General features: G+C 70.1%; 18 protein-coding genes. 10 read left to right on the top strand and 8 right to left on the bottom strand.

The annotated features are described in order from the left end of the window. On the top strand, positions 1-1,674 hold a 1,674-nt coding region (locus H3O04_RS26625; RefSeq protein ID WP_202588791.1), incomplete at its 5' end, for a hybrid sensor histidine kinase/response regulator. Between the two features lie 40 nt (positions 1,675-1,714). Here the strand turns inward: H3O04_RS26625 and H3O04_RS26620 are convergent. Next, positions 1,715-2,761: a UDP-glucuronic acid decarboxylase family protein gene (locus H3O04_RS26620; protein WP_011545578.1), complete on the bottom strand. Its 1,047-nt coding sequence runs from the start codon at positions 2,759-2,761 to the stop codon at positions 1,715-1,717. Beyond that, complete coding sequence (locus tag H3O04_RS26615; RefSeq protein WP_175833005.1) at positions 2,761-4,080, bottom strand: glycosyltransferase family 4 protein; 1,320 nt, start codon at positions 4,078-4,080, stop codon at positions 2,761-2,763. Before H3O04_RS26615 ends, H3O04_RS26620 begins: the two co-directional genes overlap by 1 nt. A gap of 234 nt (positions 4,081-4,314) precedes the next feature. Between H3O04_RS26615 and H3O04_RS26610 the strand changes: the two genes are divergently transcribed. The 7 genes from H3O04_RS26610 to H3O04_RS26580 all read left to right on the top strand — a co-directional run bounded on the left by H3O04_RS26610 (position 4,315) and on the right by H3O04_RS26580 (position 9,037). Beyond that, the gene (locus H3O04_RS26610; RefSeq protein ID WP_105797987.1) at positions 4,315-4,719 is read left to right on the top strand and encodes a BON domain-containing protein; all 405 of its coding nucleotides are present in this window, start codon (positions 4,315-4,317) and stop codon (positions 4,717-4,719) included. A 30-nt stretch (positions 4,720-4,749) separates the two neighbouring features. Next, on the top strand, positions 4,750-5,778 hold the full coding sequence (locus tag H3O04_RS26605; RefSeq protein ID WP_012336603.1) for an SDR family oxidoreductase: 1,029 nt from the start codon (positions 4,750-4,752) through the stop codon (positions 5,776-5,778). A gap of 27 nt (positions 5,779-5,805) precedes the next feature. After that, entirely contained in the window at positions 5,806-6,105 is a 300-nt protein-coding gene (locus tag H3O04_RS26600; protein WP_011545574.1) for a DUF2795 domain-containing protein, read from the top strand. Positions 6,106-6,166: 61 nt separating this feature from the next. Continuing rightward, the gene (locus tag H3O04_RS26595; protein WP_023475738.1) at positions 6,167-6,733 is read left to right on the top strand and encodes a hypothetical protein; all 567 of its coding nucleotides are present in this window, start codon (positions 6,167-6,169) and stop codon (positions 6,731-6,733) included. Positions 6,734-6,860: 127 nt separating this feature from the next. Beyond that, on the top strand, positions 6,861-7,718 hold the full coding sequence (locus tag H3O04_RS26590) for an SDR family oxidoreductase (protein ID WP_011545572.1): 858 nt from the start codon (positions 6,861-6,863) through the stop codon (positions 7,716-7,718). Positions 7,719-7,752: 34 nt separating this feature from the next. Beyond that, complete coding sequence (locus tag H3O04_RS26585) at positions 7,753-8,367, top strand: DUF4142 domain-containing protein (protein ID WP_011545571.1); 615 nt, start codon at positions 7,753-7,755, stop codon at positions 8,365-8,367. Between the two features lie 58 nt (positions 8,368-8,425). After that, positions 8,426-9,037 carry a hypothetical protein gene (locus H3O04_RS26580; RefSeq protein ID WP_011545570.1) on the top strand — a complete coding sequence of 204 codons (612 nt, stop codon included), beginning with the start codon at positions 8,426-8,428 and terminating at the stop codon, positions 9,035-9,037. A gap of 96 nt (positions 9,038-9,133) precedes the next feature. On the opposite strand, the gene H3O04_RS26575 is transcribed toward H3O04_RS26580, so the two are convergent. Together H3O04_RS26575 and H3O04_RS26570 are read right to left on the bottom strand one after the other, a co-directional pair. Next, positions 9,134-10,426, bottom strand: coding sequence for an NRAMP family divalent metal transporter (locus H3O04_RS26575; protein ID WP_202588790.1), 1,293 nt, complete (start codon positions 10,424-10,426; stop codon positions 9,134-9,136). Further along, the gene (locus H3O04_RS26570; protein ID WP_202588789.1) at positions 10,423-11,094 is read right to left on the bottom strand and encodes a UdgX family uracil-DNA binding protein; all 672 of its coding nucleotides are present in this window, start codon (positions 11,092-11,094) and stop codon (positions 10,423-10,425) included. Before H3O04_RS26570 ends, H3O04_RS26575 begins: the two co-directional genes overlap by 4 nt. Before the next feature lie 233 nt (positions 11,095-11,327). On the opposite strand from H3O04_RS26570, the gene H3O04_RS26565 reads away from it, so the two are divergent. Continuing rightward, positions 11,328-11,807, top strand: a complete 480-nt coding sequence (locus H3O04_RS26565) for a response regulator (RefSeq protein ID WP_011545567.1) — start codon at positions 11,328-11,330, stop codon at positions 11,805-11,807. A gap of 30 nt (positions 11,808-11,837) precedes the next feature. On the opposite strand, the gene H3O04_RS26560 is transcribed toward H3O04_RS26565, so the two are convergent. Both H3O04_RS26560 and H3O04_RS26555 read right to left on the bottom strand, forming a co-directional pair. Further along, complete coding sequence (locus tag H3O04_RS26560; RefSeq protein WP_202588788.1) at positions 11,838-13,049, bottom strand: MFS transporter; 1,212 nt, start codon at positions 13,047-13,049, stop codon at positions 11,838-11,840. A gap of 35 nt (positions 13,050-13,084) precedes the next feature. Further along, positions 13,085-13,354: a DUF4148 domain-containing protein gene (locus tag H3O04_RS26555; protein WP_202588787.1), complete on the bottom strand. Its 270-nt coding sequence runs from the start codon at positions 13,352-13,354 to the stop codon at positions 13,085-13,087. Between the two features lie 193 nt (positions 13,355-13,547). Here H3O04_RS26555 and H3O04_RS26550 point away from each other — a divergent pair, with 193 nt between their 5' ends. After that, positions 13,548-14,441, top strand: a complete 894-nt coding sequence (locus H3O04_RS26550; RefSeq protein WP_011545564.1) for a LysR family transcriptional regulator — start codon at positions 13,548-13,550, stop codon at positions 14,439-14,441. A 119-nt stretch (positions 14,442-14,560) separates the two neighbouring features. Here H3O04_RS26550 and H3O04_RS26545 read toward each other — a convergent pair whose 3' ends face one another. Both H3O04_RS26545 and H3O04_RS26540 read right to left on the bottom strand, forming a co-directional pair. Then, entirely contained in the window at positions 14,561-15,043 is a 483-nt protein-coding gene (locus H3O04_RS26545) for a PRC-barrel domain-containing protein (protein ID WP_006498342.1), read from the bottom strand. Between the two features lie 92 nt (positions 15,044-15,135). Beyond that, positions 15,136-15,494: CBS domain-containing protein (locus tag H3O04_RS26540; protein WP_237666436.1), on the bottom strand; the 359-nt coding region annotated here is incomplete at its 5' end.

The raw sequence follows: 15,494 nt of genomic DNA, 5'->3' as shown, positions 1-15,494 counted from the left end.
GGCGAGCCGGTGCCGATCGTCGCGGTCGCGTCGCCGATCGGCGATGCGGAAGGCAACCTGGACGGCGCGGTGCTGCTGTTGCGCGATGCCGGCGCGGACCGCGCGCGCATCGATGCGTCGCGGCTCCAGCATGCGGTCGTCGAGGCGTCGCCGGACGCGATCGTCGGGATCGACGCCAGCGGCCGCATCGCGAGCTGGAACGCGGCTGCGCAGCGGCTCTTCGGCTACGACGAGGCCGACGCGCGCGGCCGCAGGTTCGACACGCTGATCGCGCGGCGCTGGCTGCGGCTCAATCCGCTCGCCGACGCGTTCGACGCGATGCAGGAACCGGTCGGGCCGCTCGAACTGTTGTGCGTGCGGCGCGACGGCCGGCGCTTTCGGGCGACGGTGTCGGCGTGCCCGGTGCAGGGCGACGCGCGGGCGTGCGTCGCGCTGTCGCTGACGCTGCGCGAGACCGGTGCGCAGCGTCGTCGCGACCTGCGGGCGCAGCGCTCGCTGCAGGGCGCGCGCGATGCGCGCGATCAGGCCGATACGTCGAACCGGCTGAAGGACGAGCTGCTGGCCACGGTGTCGCATGAATTGCGCACGCCGCTGAACGTGATCTACGGGTGGATCGAGGTGTTGCGCAACACGGGCGACCACGCGTTGCAGCATCAGGCGATCGACGCGATCGACCGCAGCGCGCGTTCGCTCACGCGGATGGTCGGCGACATTCTCGATGCGTCGTCGCTCGCGACCGGCAAGCTGCGGCTCGACGCGACGCCGGTCGACGTCGTGCGGTTGTTCTCCGATCAGGTCGGCACGTTCCAGACCGCCGCCTCGTCGGCCGGCATCATGCTCGCATTCGACTGCGACGCGTCCGCGTGCATCGTGTCGGGCGATGCCGAGCGGTTGCGGCAGATGCTGTCGAACCTCATCTCGAATGCGATGAAATTCACGCCGGCCGGCGGCAGCGTGACGGTCGGCCTCGCGCGCGACGGCACGCAGGTGGTGCTGACCGTGGCCGATACGGGGCAGGGCGTCGCGACCGAGTTCCTGCCGTACGTGTTCGACATGTTCCGCCGCGCGGACGATTCGCCCGCGTCGCCGCGACGAGGGCTCGGTCTCGGCCTGTCGATCGTGCGACATATCGCGCAACTGCACGGCGGCAGCGTGAGCGTCGCGAGTGCGGGCCGCGATCGCGGCACGACGTTCACGGTGACGCTGCCGGCCGGCTGGCAGCCGGCCGGCGCGATGGCGTGGAGCATCGCGCAGGCGCGCGGTCGGCACGAGGCGCTCGTGCTCGACACGCAGCGCATCCTGATCGTCGACGACGACGCGACCACGCGGGCCAGTCTCACCGCCGCGCTGACCACGTTCGGCGCGGCGGTCGCGATCGCGTCGTCGGGCCGCGAGGCGCTCGCGATGGTGGCCGACATGCGGCCGACGGTCGTGCTGTCCGACCTCGCGATGCCCGACGGCGACGGCTTCTGGCTGCTGGAGGCGTTACGGCGCGGCGCGACGAACGGCGACAGCGGCCCGCTCGACGTGCGCGTGCTGGCCGTCACCGCGCACGCTGGCCTCGCCGACGAACGCCGCGCGCTGGAGGCCGGCTTCGACGGCTACCTGTGCAAGCCGGTCGACGTGCGCGAACTGGCGCACAAGATCGCGCACGTGACGAAGCGCGACGGCTGACGCACGTCGCGCTTCGGTTGCTTCGGTCGCGTCAGCCGCGTCACGTCGTCGGCGCCGGCCGGTTCTGCGTGTGGACCTGGGCCAGCAGATGCGACGCGATGCGCGTGCTGCGCACGAGGTCGCCGGGCGCGTGGTGCGTGACCTGGCGCTGAATGAAGTAGCGCGCGGTGTGCGCGAGCCCGTTCGCGAACGTCGTCGTCGCGCGCCAGCCGAGCCGCTTCTGAGCGGCCGCCAGATTCGGCCGCCGCTGGCGCGGATCGTCGGACGGCAGCGGCCGGAATTCGATCGGCACGTTGGCGCCGACGATCCGCACGACTTCCCGCGCGACGTCGATCATCGCGATCTCCACGTCGCTGCCGAGATTGACCGGCTCGCTCGCATCCCCCGGTTCATCCATCAGCCGGATCAACGCATCGACCATGTCGTCGACGTAGCAGAACGAGCGCGTCTGCTTGCCGTCGCCGTAGACGGTCAACGGCTGTTCCGCGAGCGCCTGCGTGACGAAGTTCGACACCACACGCCCGTCGGCCGGGTGCATGCGCGGGCCGTAGGTGTTGAAGATCCGCGCGATCCGCACGTCGATGCCGTACTGGCGGTGATAGTCCGCGAACAGGGTTTCCGCGCAGCGCTTGCCTTCGTCGTAGCACGCGCGGATGCCGGTCGGATTGACGCGGCCGCAATAGTGCTCGTCCTGCGGATGCACGTCGGGGTCGCCGTACACCTCGCTCGTCGACGCCTGCAGGATGCGCGCCTTCACGCGTTTCGCGAGGCCGAGCAGGTTGATCGCGCCGTGCACGCTGGTCTTGGTCGTCTGCACGGGGTCGCGCTGGTAGTGAACGGGCGACGCCGGGCACGCGAGGTTGTAGATCTCGTCGACTTCGACGTAGAGCGGAAACGTCACGTCGTGCCGCATCAGCTCGAAATTCGGCGCATCGAGCAGGTGCGCGATGTTGTCCTTCGTGCCCGTGTAGAAATTGTCGACGCACAGCACGTCGTGGCCGGCCGTCACGAGGCGTTCGCACAGATGCGAACCGAGAAAGCCGGCGCCGCCGGTGACGAGGACGCGTTTTCGGTCGTAGCCCTTCATTACGTATTCTCCTTGCGGTGAGCGAGCACGCCTCGCGTGGTGGCGACCGGCGTGCGCCGGCCGGTGCCGGCCGACGTGCCGGCGCGCTGCGCGTGGGCGACGTCGCGGTAGATGTCGACGAGCCGGTCGGCGACGCCTTGCCAGGTGTAGAAGCGATGCGCGCGCAGGTAGCCGGCACGGCCGAGCGCGGCGCACAGGTCCGGTTGCGCGCGCAGTTGCACGAGGCGCGCGGCCAGCGCGGCGGGGTCACGCGGCGGCACGAGATAGCCGGTCGTGCCGTCGTCGACCGTCGTGCGGATGCCGCCGACGTCGCTGCCGATCACCGGCGCCGCGCACGCCATCGCCTCGACCGGCGTGATGCCGAACGGTTCGTACCACGGCGTCGTCACGAACACGTCGGCCGCGCTGTAGTACAGGTGCAGCGCGTCGCGATCGCGCCGGCCGACGAAGGTCACGCGGTTCGCGATCCCGAGTTCGTGCGCGAATGCGGCGAGCCGCGCGAGTTCCGGGTCGCGCGCGGGGTCGGGCGTCGGCTGGCTGCCGCCGACCACGTACAGGTGTGTCGGCCGCTGCGGGTCGCGCGGCATGCGTGCGAGCGCGTCGATCACGGTGTCGATGCCCTTGCGGGGCACGAGGCGCCCCAGTTGAAGTACGACGAATGCGTCCTGCGGCCAGCCGAGCCGCGCGCGCGCATCGACGCGCGGCACCGGCCGGAATTCCCGCGCATCGAAGCCGCACGGCACGATCTCGATGCGCGCGGTGTCGGCGCGATAGTGCGTCGTCAGGTCGAGCGCATCCTGCGGGCATTCGGCGATCAGGCGGTCCGAGCGGCGCGCGAGCGTGTCCTCGATCGCGAAGCGGGCGTCGGGAAAGCCGTCGGCCGTGCCCTGGTGCAGCCGCCGCACGCGGCCGAGCGCATGGAACGTCGTGACGAGCGGGATGCCGAGCGCTTTCTTCACGCGCAGCGCTGCGTCGCCGGACATGAAGAAGTTCGCGTGCATCACGTCGACCGGATCGGGCTCGCGCCGCATGCGCGCGATCATGTACTGCGCGAACGGGCCCATGTACGGCAGCAGCTGCTCCTTGGGCACGTCGGTCGGCGGGCCGGCCGGCACGTGGATCACGCGCATGCGCGGGCCGATCGACACGACTTCCGGCAAATGCGGATTGTCGCAGCGGGTGTAGACGTCGACGTCCAGGCCGCGCTCCGCGAGCTGCTTCGCGACGTTCGCGACATAGATGTTCTGACCACCGGCATCGACGCCGCCGATCACCCCCAGCGGCGACGCATGTTCACTGATCAACGCAATTCTTTGCATGGTATTGCTCCCGGTATCGGGGCCGCGCACACGGGCCACCCTTGTTGGTCGCTCGGCAATCGGCATGCCCGCCGGATTGCGGGGAAAACCGCTTCCCGGTGTGCCGAAAAAATTACAACGCGTTGGATGAAAGGGCGTCTGATCGCTGTGGCGCGCTGGCATGCGGCGCGGCACGCGACTTGCGCGCCTCCCTTTCACCTGCCGGCTTGTCCGGCTTGACGAAAGGAGGTCACGATGAAGGTATCCCCGCTGCAAGCCCGCTCCCCGCGAATCCGCCGTCAACGCGCGCTGCGCACCGGCATGGCGGTCGCGATCGCCGCGGCCGCCGCGTGCATGGTCGTCGCGCCGAACGCGGTCGCCGCCGGCGACGACGGCACCGCATCGTCATCGACGTCGTCGTCGCATTCGAGCACCGGCACGAAGATCCGCGACGCGACGATCACGACCAAGGCGAAGGCCGAACTCGTCGGCACGAGCGGCCTGTCGGCCGGCGACATCCACGTGAAGACCCGGCACGGCACCGTGACGCTCACCGGCAGCGTGCCCGACGAGCAGCAGCGCACGCAGGCCGTCAGCGTCGTGAAGCAGGTCGACGGCGTGCAGGGCGTGCGCGACCAGTTGACCATCCGGCCCAAATAACCGCGACGCGACCGTCACAGGAGTCCAGCGATGAACTGCATGCTAAAACCGGTCGGCGAACAGACGATCGTGATTACCGGCGCGACGAGCGGCATCGGTCTCGTCACCGCGCGCAAGGCGGCACGGCGCGGCGCGAAGCTCGTGCTATTCGCGCGCAACGAGGAAGCGTTGAACACGCTGTGCGAGGAAATCCGCCAGCACGGCGGCCTCGCGGTGCCGGTCGCCGGCGACGTCGGCAACGTCGAGGACCTGCAGCGCGCGGCCGCGGCGGCGGCCGACACGTACGGCGGCTTCGACACCTGGATCAACAATGCCGGCGTGTCGATCTTCGGCACGGCGGCCCAGGTGCCGCTCGAGGATCAGCGCCGGCTGTTCGACACCAACTACTGGGGCGTCGTGCACGGCTCGCTCGTCGCGGCCGACCATTTCCGGCGCAAGAGCGATTTCCACGGCGGCGCGATCATCAACATGGGCAGCGAGGCGTCCGACGCGCCGGTGCCGCTGCAAAGCGCGTACGTCGCATCGAAGCACGCGGTGAAGGGCTTCACCGATTCGCTGCGGCTCGAGATGGAAGCGGACCACCTGCCGGTGTCCGTCACGCTGATCAAGCCGGCCGCGATCGACACGATGTTCGTGATGCACGCGAAGAACTACATGAACGTCGAGGCGAAGCTGCCGCCGCCGATCTACGACCCCGATCTGGTGGCCGACGCGATCCTGTTCGCGGCCGCGCATCCGCGCCGCACGCTGTTCGTCGGCGGGGCCGCCAAGTTGACGTCGGCGAGCGCGTACCACGCGCCGCGCCTGTTCGATCGCCTCGCGGCCACGCTGTTCTCCCGCGGCCAGCGCACGGTGCGCCCCGCGCGGCCGCGCGACGACAACGCGCTGTACGACTCGCGCCACGCGCTGCACGAGCGCGAAGGCATGGAAGGGCCCGTGCTGCGCAGCTGTGCGTACAACTCGGTGGTGCAGCGGCCGAAGGTCGCCGGCGCGGTCGCGCTCGGCGCGGCGGCGCTGGTGTTTGCCGCGTTCGCGCGCGCGCGCCGGCAGTCCGCGTGATTTCGTTCATTTTCCAAGGAGGCTTTCATGACATCCCGACAACATACGGGCCACGAATACAGCCACTCGCGCGCGCACGAAGGCGAGCGCACGCAGCAGGACCACGACAAGGGCGGCCATCAGACGGGCCACGGCAAGCCGCCGAGCCCGGTCGACGTGCAGAAGGCGCTGAAGGGAATGGACTACCCGGCGAGCAAGTCGGACGTCGTGCAGTGCGCGGAACGCTCGCATGCGGACCCGGCGGTGCTCGACATGCTGCGCAAGATTCCCGAGCGCGAGTACGACACGCCGGCATCGGTATCGAAGGAACTCGGGCGGCTGATGTGAGCGTCGCCCCGTCGCGCCGCGTACTTGCGCGCGCGGCGCATCCACCACGAGGAGCACGACCATGGCGATGATCGTCGCAGGCCGTTTCACGACGTTCGATGAAGCGGAAGGTGGGGCGCGTCACCTCTACGAGCGCGCGTTCAGGCCGGACGACGTGTCGATCTTCTTCCTGAACCCCGGCGGCCAGCACGCACGCTTCCCGATCGGCGGCGACGTGTATGCCGACACGGCGGCCAAGCCCGGCGGGCGCGGCGCGATGGTCGGTGCGATCCGCGGGCTGCTGATCGGCGTCGTCCTCGGGTTGATCGTCTATGCGCTCGGCCTGCGCTACTGGTTCGTGCCGGCCGCCGCCGCGCTGGCCGGCGCCTATCTCGGCGCATTCGGCGGCGCGCTCGGCCGCATGCGCGGCGAGCAGGCCGAAGGCAAGGGCACGCTCGCGCAGAGCGAGACCGGCGTGATCCTCGCCGCGCGCGTGACGCCCGACACCGCGACGGCCGCCGAAGACGTGCTGCGCGCGACCGGCGCGAAGTCGATCGAGCGCGTCGAAGGCGACTGGCAGGACGGCGAATGGCGCGATTTCGATCCGGTGCGCCGGCCCGACGAAGCGCCGTCCGGCGGCCCGCGCTGACCACGCCCTTTTTCCAAGCGCTTGCAACGCCAACCGTAAAAACACGGCCGCCGTGCGCGGGCCGGCGTGCGCCGCGCGCGGCACGCCGCTTGCGCAGCATCGGCGGCACCTGTTCAAGGAGGAACCCATGACCACCGCACAGACTCCCCCGCCGCAGAAACAGACGCAGCAGCCGGGCACGGAGCGCGACATGCATCCGAAGCCGCGCGACGAGGCGGCCGACTACGTCGGCAGCGGCAAGCTCGCCGGCAAGGTCGCGCTGGTGACGGGCGGCGACAGCGGGATCGGCCGCGCCGTGGCGGTCGGTTTCGCGAAGGAGGGCGCGGACGTCGCGATCGTCTACCTGAAGGAATCCGACGACGCCGCGCACACGAAGCAACTGATCGAGCAGGCCGGCCGACGCTGCGAGGCGATCGCGTGCGACGTCGGCGATCGCCGGCAGGCGCGCGATGCGGTCGCCCGCACGGTCGAGCGGCTCGGCCGGCTCGACGTGCTCGTGAACAACGCGGGCGAGCAGCATCCGCAGCCGGGCATCGAGGACGTGTCCGAGGAACAGCTCGAACGCACGTTCCGCACCAACGTATACGGAATGTTCTTCTGCACGCAGGCCGCGCTGCCGCACCTGAAGGAAGGCGGCCGCATCGTCAACACGGCGTCGGTCACTGCTTATCACGGCAGCCCGAAATTGCCCGACTATTCGGCGACCAAGGGCGCGATCGTCGCGTTCACGCGCTCGCTGTCGATCGAGCTGGCCGAACGCGACATCCGCGTGAACGCGGTCGCGCCGGGGCCGATCTGGACGCCGCTGATTCCGTCGACGTTCACGCCCGAGCAGGTCGCGAAATTCGGCTCGAACGTGCCGCTCAAGCGGCCGGGCCAGCCGGACGAATTGATCGACTGCTACGTGCTGCTCGCGTCGGACGGCGCGAGCTACATGACCGGGCAGACGCTGCATCCGAACGGCGGCTCGATCGTCGGCGGCTGATGGCCGTTTCCACGCAAGCACCAGGAGAAAGCTGATGAGACAACCCAACTGGACGATCGCGGCGCTCGCCGCCGGCGTGCTCGCCGTGTCGGGGCTTGCTCGCGCGCAGATGCCGAGCGAGCCGCCCGCATCGAATGCGCATGTGCCGGGCGGCGTGATCAACCCGTCGTCGGGCGCTGGCGCCGCCGGGGACCCCGGCATCGCGAAAGCGCCGAAGGGCACCGACGCGGAGTTCGTCGACAAGGCCGCGATGGCCGGCAAGGCCGAAGTGCAGGCAAGCCAGCTCGCGCTGAAGCAGGCGCAGTCGGCGGACGTGCGGGCGTTCGCGAAACGGATGGTCGCGGATCACGGCAAGGCGAACGCGAAGCTCAACGAAATCGCCGCGCGCAAGGGTATCAAGCCGCAGGTCGAACAGATTTCCGACCCTGACGTGGAGGCGCTGCGCGGCAAGAGCGGGCACGACTTCGACACCGCGTATCTCGCGGCGGCCGGCCCCGACGCGCACCAGAAGGCGGTCGCGTTGTTCGAGGACGAAGCGCGCGACGGCAAGGATGCGCAACTGCGCGCGTTCGCCCAATCCACGCTGCCGACGCTCAAGCATCACCTGAGCATGGCGCAGACGCTCGCACGCAAGGTGGGCACGCAATAACGCGTGCCCGGTTCCACCCCTGGGCCGCCCATGCGGCCCGCTTTTCGGAGAAGCAGTCATGGCCCAACGGCAATCGAAGCACGAAGGTATCCTCGAACTGCTCTGCCAGGCATACGAGACCGAGCTTGGCGGCGCGCAGATCTACGAGGCCGCGCTCCAGTGCGCGACCGACGAGGACCTCCATAAGGAATGGGAGAAGTACCATCGCGAGACGCTGCATCACCAGGAGGTGCTGCGCAAGGTATTCGAAACACTGGGCCTCGATCCGGATGCGCAGTCGCCGGGGCGCGCCGCGGTGGCGGCAACCGGCAAGTCGCTCGTGCAGGTGATCCAGCAGGCGAAGAAGCAGGCCGACCCGGCGGTCGCGCAGGTCGTCGCCGCCGAGTGCGTGGTGCTGGCCGAAACCAAGGATCACCTGAACTGGGAGCTGATCGGCTACGCGGCTGATCAACTGCCCGACAGCGATGCCGCGAAGGCGCTGAAGGCCGCGCACGACGAGGTCGAGGCCGACGAGGACCATCACCTGTATCACACGCGGGGCTGGGCGCGCGAAATGTGGATCGAGTCGATGGGCTTCAAGGCGGTGCTGCCGCCGCCGGAGGAAGTGAAGAAGGTGGAGTCCGCGGCCGATGCGGCACGTGCCGAGCGCTCGCGCGGCAAGATGATGTAACACCCGGGCGGGCGTGCCGCGCGCGGCGCGGCCGCCCGCTTGCCGGTCCATCAGGTTGCGTACGCAACCTTATGAACGTCCCCCCGCTTCAATCCCTCACGTCAGCACATCGACGATCATCGTCACCACCGACACCGCCATCAGCGCGACCGCCAGCCAGCCGAACATTTTCGATACCGGCCCGCTGCCGGGCTGTCCTGCCGCATCGCGCTGTTGCGACAGCAGCATCACCAGCACGAGCATCGGCACCGCCGCGACGCCGTTGAGCACGGCGCTCCAGTACAACGCGCGGATCGGGTCGATCGGGCTGAAGCAGATCGCGATGCCGACGATCACGCACAGCGCCAGCACCGTGTAGAACGCGGGTGCGCGCCGCACGGGCTCGTTCAGCCCTTCGCGAAACCGCCACGCTTCCGCGCAACCGTAGGCGGCGCTGCCCGCGAACGCGGGAATCGCGAGCAGCCCGCAGCCGACGATGCCGAACGCGAACACCAGGAACGCGGCTTCGCCGGCGATCGGCCGCAACGCCTCGGCGGCCTGCGCGGTGCTGCCGATGTCGTGCCGGCCGTGCGCGAAGAACACGGCCGCGCCGATCACCATGATGCAGAACGACACGGCGTTGGTGACGATCATGCCGGTCCACGTGTCGAACGTGATGCGCTGTTCGGTCTCGCTGCGCGTGTTGCGCTCGCCGTTCTGTTGCTCGGCCGTGGTTTCCTCGACTTCGAGCGCGGCCTGCCACACGAACAGGTACGGGCTCAGCGTCGTGCCGAGCACGGCGACCGCGGTGGTCGCATAGTCGTGCGTGAAGGCGATGTGCGGCAGCACGATCGCGTGCAGCAGGTTGCCCCAGTCGACGTGCACGAAGCCGAGTTCGAGCACGTACGCGATCAGGCCGAGCGTCATCCATTTGAGCCAGCGCGCGTAGCGTTCGTACGACAGCATCACCTGCAACGCGAGCGATGCGATCCCGTAGAGCGGCGCATACCAGTAGCTGCGGCCGCCGACGACGAGCGCCGTCGCGTCGCCCATCGCCGCGAGATCGGCGCCGACGTTCACGACGTTGACGATCACGACCATCCCGATCAGCATCTTCGCGACGCGCTCGGAATAGTGCTGACGGATGCCGGCCACGAGCCCTTCGCGATTGCGTCGCCCGAAGAACGCCGACGCGAGCTGCACGGCCACCATCATCGGCAGCGTGACGACGATCATCCACAGCATGTTGAAACCGAACTGGCTGCCGGCCTGCGCGTAGACGGCGACGTTGCTCGGATCGGCATCCGACGCGCCCGCGAGGAGGCCGGGGCCGAGCCGCCGATACCACGGTTTCGCGGCGGCCGGCGGCGCCTCGGCCGCCGGCTGCGCGTCTTCGTCGAGTCCGCTCATCCGGCATCCCCGTGCGTCGGGCGCCCGCCGCCGTGGCGCCGCTCGCGGGCGAGGCGCGACGCGGTGCGCAACGCGTCGACCGGCGTGCGGTATGCATGCTCGCGGGAATCGGCGCCGCGCGTGCGCAGCACGTACGAAGGGTGATAGGTCGCGACGACGAGCCGGCCGTCCTCGGTGCGCACCGGAGCGCGCGTGCGCTCCAGCGTCGCGTCGTTGTCCTGCAGCACCGCGCGCAGCGCCGTCGCGCCGAGCGCGACCACCACGCGCGGCTGGACGGCTTGCAGTTCGCGCTCGAGCCAGTAGTGGCACGCCGCCACTTCACGCTGCGCGGGTGTCTTGTGCAGCCGGCGCTTGCCGCGCGGCTCCCATTTGAAGTGCTTGACCGCGTTCGTCAGGTAGACATGCGCGCGTTTGATCCCGGCTTCGTCGAGCGCGCGGTCGAGCATGCGGCCGGCCGCGCCGACGAACGGCAGGCCTGCACGGTCCTCCTGGTCGCCCGGCTGCTCGCCGACCAGCATGATCGGCGCGTCGACGGGCCCGGCGCCCGGCACCGGCTGCGTCGCGTGTTCCCACAACGGGCAGCGGCGGCACGCGTCGAGCGTGGCCGGGGCATCGTCGTCGGGCGGCTGCCGCGTCGGCGCCTGGCGGTCGGGCGTTTTGCGCGTCATGCGGCATCTCCGGCGCAGGCTGGACGGGCGGCACGCTGCCGTCGCGCGGAACATGCCGGCGCTCGTGCTGTCGCACGCGCATTGGGAAGCACACCGGACGATCGAAGCCGCATCGTGCGCATGAAAGACTCCTGTGTCGACGATGCGAGCAAGGCAGCAACCGGCATGCCGCATGCAGTCGGCATGGGCGCGCGCCTTGCGTGGCAGGCCGGTCCAACGACAGGAGAAGCACGATGCAACTCGACCCCGGCGACGATCCGGCCGCCGACGACGTGCTGCTGTGGCGCGCGCCCGACAGCGTGCCGCGCCGTCCGCGCCGCGTGCTGGTCGTCGACGACTATCGCGATGCGGCGGATGCGCTGCGCCTGCTGCTCGAGGCGCGCGGCTTCGAGTGCCAGGTCGCCGACGATCCGTTCGCCGTGTGCGACGTCGCGCGCGACTGGCAGCCGTTCGCGGTCGTGCTCGACATTGCGATGCCGGGCCTCGACGGGCTGCAGCTCGCGGCGCGGCTGCGGCGCGATCCGCAAACGTCGGACATGCTGCTCATCGCATGCAGCGGGCTTGCCTCGCGACGCGATTGCGAACGGGCGAAGGAAGCCGGCTTCGACGCGCACTGCGCGAAGCCGCTGACGCCGCACCGGCTGCTGGGCTACCTCGAATCGGCGAGCGGCGGCGCCATGAAGCCGGACGGGGACGTTACACGACCCTTGTAAAAAGGCTGACGGTGCGCGGGGCGCGGCCGCTCACGCGCCGGTGCGCGGCGCGGCGCGCGCGCTCGAGCGGCCGGCCGCGGCGGCCAGCGCGCCGGCCAGCAGGAGCAGCGCGGCGCTCAGTGCGAAGGTTGCCCGGTAGCCGTGCAGGTCGAATAGCAGGCCGCCCGTCGTCGCACCGAGCGTGATCGCCAGTTGCACGACCGCCACCATCAGCCCGCCGCCGGCCTCCGCATCATGCGGCAGCGTGCGCGCGAGCCAGGTCCACCAGCCGACCGGCGCCACCGTGCCGAGCAGGCCCCACAGCGCGAGCAGGCACGCGGTGGCCGCGGTCGACGCGCCGAAGCCCGTCAGCGCGACCGCGATCGCGGCCATCAGCAGCGGCGTGGCGACGAGCGTGCGGTGCAGCCCGTATTTGAGGACGCCGCCGATCAGCGCGGTGCCCGCGACGCCCGCGACGCCGATCACGAGCAGCATCAGCGACAGCGTGGTCGTGCCCGCGTGGGTGACGGTTTCGAGGAACGGGCGCAGGTAGGTGAACAGCGCGAACTGGCCCATGAAGAACACGCCGACCGCGGCCATGCCCCATGCGACCGGCCGCCGGGCCAGCAGCGCCGCCGCGCCGACGCGCGTGCGCGGCGGCGCGGACGGCATCGCCGGCAGGCTGACGAGCTTCCAGCCGAGCGCGAGCGCGGCGACCGGCACGACGCAGAAGAACGCCCAGCGCCAGCCGACGATCGCGCCGAGGAAGCTGCCGAGCGGCGCGGCCACGACGGTCGCGAGCGCGTTGCCGCCGTTCACGATCGCCAGCGCGCGCGGCACCTGGCGGTCCGGCACGAGACGCATCGCGGTCGCGGCGGACATCGACCAGAAGCCGCCGATCGCCACGCCGATCAGCGCGCGGCCGGCGATGAACGCCCCATAGTTCGGCGCGAACGCGACGACCGTGCCGGACACGATCGTCAGCAGCGTCAGCGACAGCAGCAGGCGCTTGCGATCGCAGCGCCCGGCGAGCGACGCGATCAGCAGGCTCGTCACGAGCGCGAACGCGCCCGATACGGAGATCGCCTGGCCGGCCTGGCCTTCGCTGACGTGCAGGTCGCCCGCGATCGGCGTGAGCAGGCTGACCGGCATGAATTCGGACGCGACCAGCGCGAACGCGCCGAGCGACATCGCGAGGACGGCGCCCCACGCGGCGGTATGGCCCGGCGCGGCGCCGCACTCGGGCGTGGAAACGGATTGCATGACGGAAATCGGAGCGAACGGGGCCGGTCGCGGGCTCAGTCGCAATGCGCGGCCGTGTCGCGGCCGGCCAGATGCGTGCGCGCGTCGTCGTTGCGGGCGGCCTCCACCTTGATGGCGGCGGCCTGCGCGTCGTCGACCCACGTGCGCGGATTCATGCGGGCGGGATTGAACCCGGCGGCCGAGTAGCGAACCATGTCCTCGCGAACCTGCTCGCGGGTGAGGTCCGACGCGGATTGCGCGAACAGCGGGGTGGACGCGACGAGCGCGGCGACGGCGGTAACGGTGGCGAAAAGACGGGTATTCATGGCGTGTGATTCCGGAAAGCGGGAGGCCGGCGTGCCGGGCGGGAGCGCGGCGCGACGGGTCGATGGCTTCGCAGTCTAGCGAGTCGTCCGGCATCGATTAAGTAGCACGGCGCGCTTGGACTTATTAGCTAAACCGATGAATCGCCGCCGGCGATGCTACGATTGGCGCTCGTCCCGACCGGAGCCTTTCGACATGGCGCGCGAAAATTTCAACGATCTGCTCGTCTTTCTCGCGGTGGCCCGCGATCGCAGCTTCACGCGCGCGGCCGCGCGGCTCGGCGTGTCGCAGTCGGCGCTGAGCCAGACCGTGCGCGATCTCGAAGCGCGGCTCGGCGTGCGGTTGCTGGCGCGCACGACGCGCAGCGTGTCGACGACCGAGGCCGGCGAAGCGCTGTTCAATGCGGTGGCGCCGCGCATCGACGAGATCTCGGCGCAACTCGCCGCGCTGTCCGATTTCCGGGACAAGCCGGCCGGCGTGGTGCGCATCACGGCCACCGAGCATCCGATCGACACGGTCATCTGGCCGAAGCTGCGGGCCGTGCTGCCCGACTATCCGGACATCCGCGTCGAGCTGTCGGTCGACTACGGGTTGTCGAATATCGTGGAAGAGCGCTACGACATCGGCGTGCGGTATGGCGACCAGGTGGCGCAGGACATGATCGCGGTGCGCATCAGCCCGGACATCCGGATGGCGATGGTCGCCGCGCCGTCCTATCTCGACGGCCGCAAGCCGCCGAAGAAGCCGCAGGATCTGCTCGACCACGACTGCGTGACGCTGCGGCTCGCGACCGCGAAGGGCATCTACGCGTGGGAATTGAAGAAGGGCAAGAACGCGATCCAGGCGCGCGTGAACGGCCGGATCACCTGCAACACGCAGCCGCACCTGCTGCAGGCGGCGCTCGACGGCTTCGGCATCGCGTTCGTCACCGAGGACATCGCGCACGCGCATCTGCGCAGCGGCGCGCTGCGGATCGTGATGCCGGACTGGTGCCCGGTGTTCCCCGGTTATCACGCGTACTATCCGAGCCGCCGCCAGGCGTCGCGCGCGTTTTCGGTCGTGATCGACGCGCTGCGGCATCGGTCGTAGCGCACGGCGTCCGGCGCCGGCGCGGCGCGGGCCCCACGCGCGGATAGAAAAAGAACGCCCCGCGCGGGGCGGGGCGGGTCGAACGGATGCGCCGGCGAACCGGCGCGCGTCAGAGGTGGTCAGTGACGGCCGCGCGTGCGCGGATCGTCGAGGTCTTCGGTCGGATCGGTCAACCCGAGCTCGTCGCCGGCACTCCAGTACGGCGTGCTGCCGTAGAACTCGTGCAGCGGCTCGGCCCATTGCGGATCGGCCATCGCCGGCCAGTGGTCCTTGTCGAACCCCGGCGCATTGCGAATCCGCTCGGACGATACCGACAGCAGGAAGCACTTGCGTTCGGTATCGAGCGTCAGCGCGCTCCACGGAATCGCGTGCAGCTTGTCGCCGATGCCGAGGATGCCGCCGCTCGACAGCACCGCATACGCGATGCGGCCGGAGCGCACGTCGAGCATGATGTCCTTGATCTTGCCGACATCGTCGCCGTCGGTCGTATAAACCTTGTCGCCTTCCAGCGTATCGGCCGCCATCACGTCGGGGCCGGGGCCGGCCGCCGTCGCGGCGCCCTTGCCGATGATGCGGGTCTGACCTTGATCGGGAGTCTGCATGGTTTCCTCCAGGCTGTGTGGGGCGCGACCGTGCCCGGGGCCGGGCCCTGCGGGTCGCGCGGGTGGACGGGGCGAAGCGGAAAACCGCTCCGTCACGTCTGTTTCGGTTGCGACACGCCTTCGAGCGTGTTCGCCACGTCGTCGCGCTCGGGGCTGGCCGTGCGCGTCGCGATGTCGGCGAGCGACAGCATGCCGACCAGTCGCTTGTCGTGATCGACGACCGGCAGCCGGCGCAGTTGCGCGTCGGCCATGTAGTGCTGGATCTCGTCCAGCGAATCGTCGTCGAAGCACCATTCGATCGGGCCGGACGCGACCTCCTGGATGCGCGTCTCCGGCGGCTTGCGGCCGTCGAGATAGGACGGCGCGGCGACCATCGCCATCCGGATGTCCGGGCTGATGCGCACCGCGATCATGTCCTGCGCCACCTGGTCGCCATACCGCACGCCGATGT

The sequence above is a fragment of the Burkholderia sp. KCJ3K979 genome, assembly GCF_016759955.1.
GTDB classification, from domain to species: Bacteria; Pseudomonadota; Gammaproteobacteria; order Burkholderiales; family Burkholderiaceae; genus Burkholderia; species Burkholderia orbicola.
This window is presented reverse-complemented; position numbering and strand designations above follow the sequence as displayed.

Excerpts from the sequence above, each read along its gene's own strand:
- H3O04_RS26545 (WP_006498342.1), bottom strand. The coding sequence starts at position 15,043 with ATGCAGACTCCCGATCAAGGTCAGACCCGCATCATCGGCAAGGGCGCC.
- H3O04_RS26595 (WP_023475738.1), top strand. The coding sequence starts at position 6,167 with ATGGCGATGATCGTCGCAGGCCGTTTCACGACGTTCGATGAAGCGGAA.
- H3O04_RS26605 (WP_012336603.1), top strand. The coding sequence starts at position 4,750 with ATGAACTGCATGCTAAAACCGGTCGGCGAACAGACGATCGTGATTACC.
- H3O04_RS26620 (WP_011545578.1), bottom strand. The coding sequence starts at position 2,761 with ATGAAGGGCTACGACCGAAAACGCGTCCTCGTCACCGGCGGCGCCGGC.
- H3O04_RS26575 (WP_202588790.1), bottom strand. The coding sequence starts at position 10,426 with ATGAGCGGACTCGACGAAGACGCGCAGCCGGCGGCCGAGGCGCCGCCG.
- H3O04_RS26590 (WP_011545572.1), top strand. The coding sequence starts at position 6,861 with ATGACCACCGCACAGACTCCCCCGCCGCAGAAACAGACGCAGCAGCCG.
- H3O04_RS26585 (WP_011545571.1), top strand. The coding sequence starts at position 7,753 with ATGAGACAACCCAACTGGACGATCGCGGCGCTCGCCGCCGGCGTGCTC.
- H3O04_RS26600 (WP_011545574.1), top strand. The coding sequence starts at position 5,806 with ATGACATCCCGACAACATACGGGCCACGAATACAGCCACTCGCGCGCG.
- H3O04_RS26555 (WP_202588787.1), bottom strand. The coding sequence starts at position 13,354 with ATGAATACCCGTCTTTTCGCCACCGTTACCGCCGTCGCCGCGCTCGTC.
- H3O04_RS26560 (WP_202588788.1), bottom strand. The coding sequence starts at position 13,049 with ATGCAATCCGTTTCCACGCCCGAGTGCGGCGCCGCGCCGGGCCATACC.
- H3O04_RS26615 (WP_175833005.1), bottom strand. The coding sequence starts at position 4,080 with ATGCAAAGAATTGCGTTGATCAGTGAACATGCGTCGCCGCTGGGGGTG.
- H3O04_RS26570 (WP_202588789.1), bottom strand. The coding sequence starts at position 11,094 with ATGACGCGCAAAACGCCCGACCGCCAGGCGCCGACGCGGCAGCCGCCC.
- H3O04_RS26610 (WP_105797987.1), top strand. The coding sequence starts at position 4,315 with ATGAAGGTATCCCCGCTGCAAGCCCGCTCCCCGCGAATCCGCCGTCAA.
- H3O04_RS26580 (WP_011545570.1), top strand. The coding sequence starts at position 8,426 with ATGGCCCAACGGCAATCGAAGCACGAAGGTATCCTCGAACTGCTCTGC.
- H3O04_RS26550 (WP_011545564.1), top strand. The coding sequence starts at position 13,548 with ATGGCGCGCGAAAATTTCAACGATCTGCTCGTCTTTCTCGCGGTGGCC.
- H3O04_RS26565 (WP_011545567.1), top strand. The coding sequence starts at position 11,328 with ATGCAACTCGACCCCGGCGACGATCCGGCCGCCGACGACGTGCTGCTG.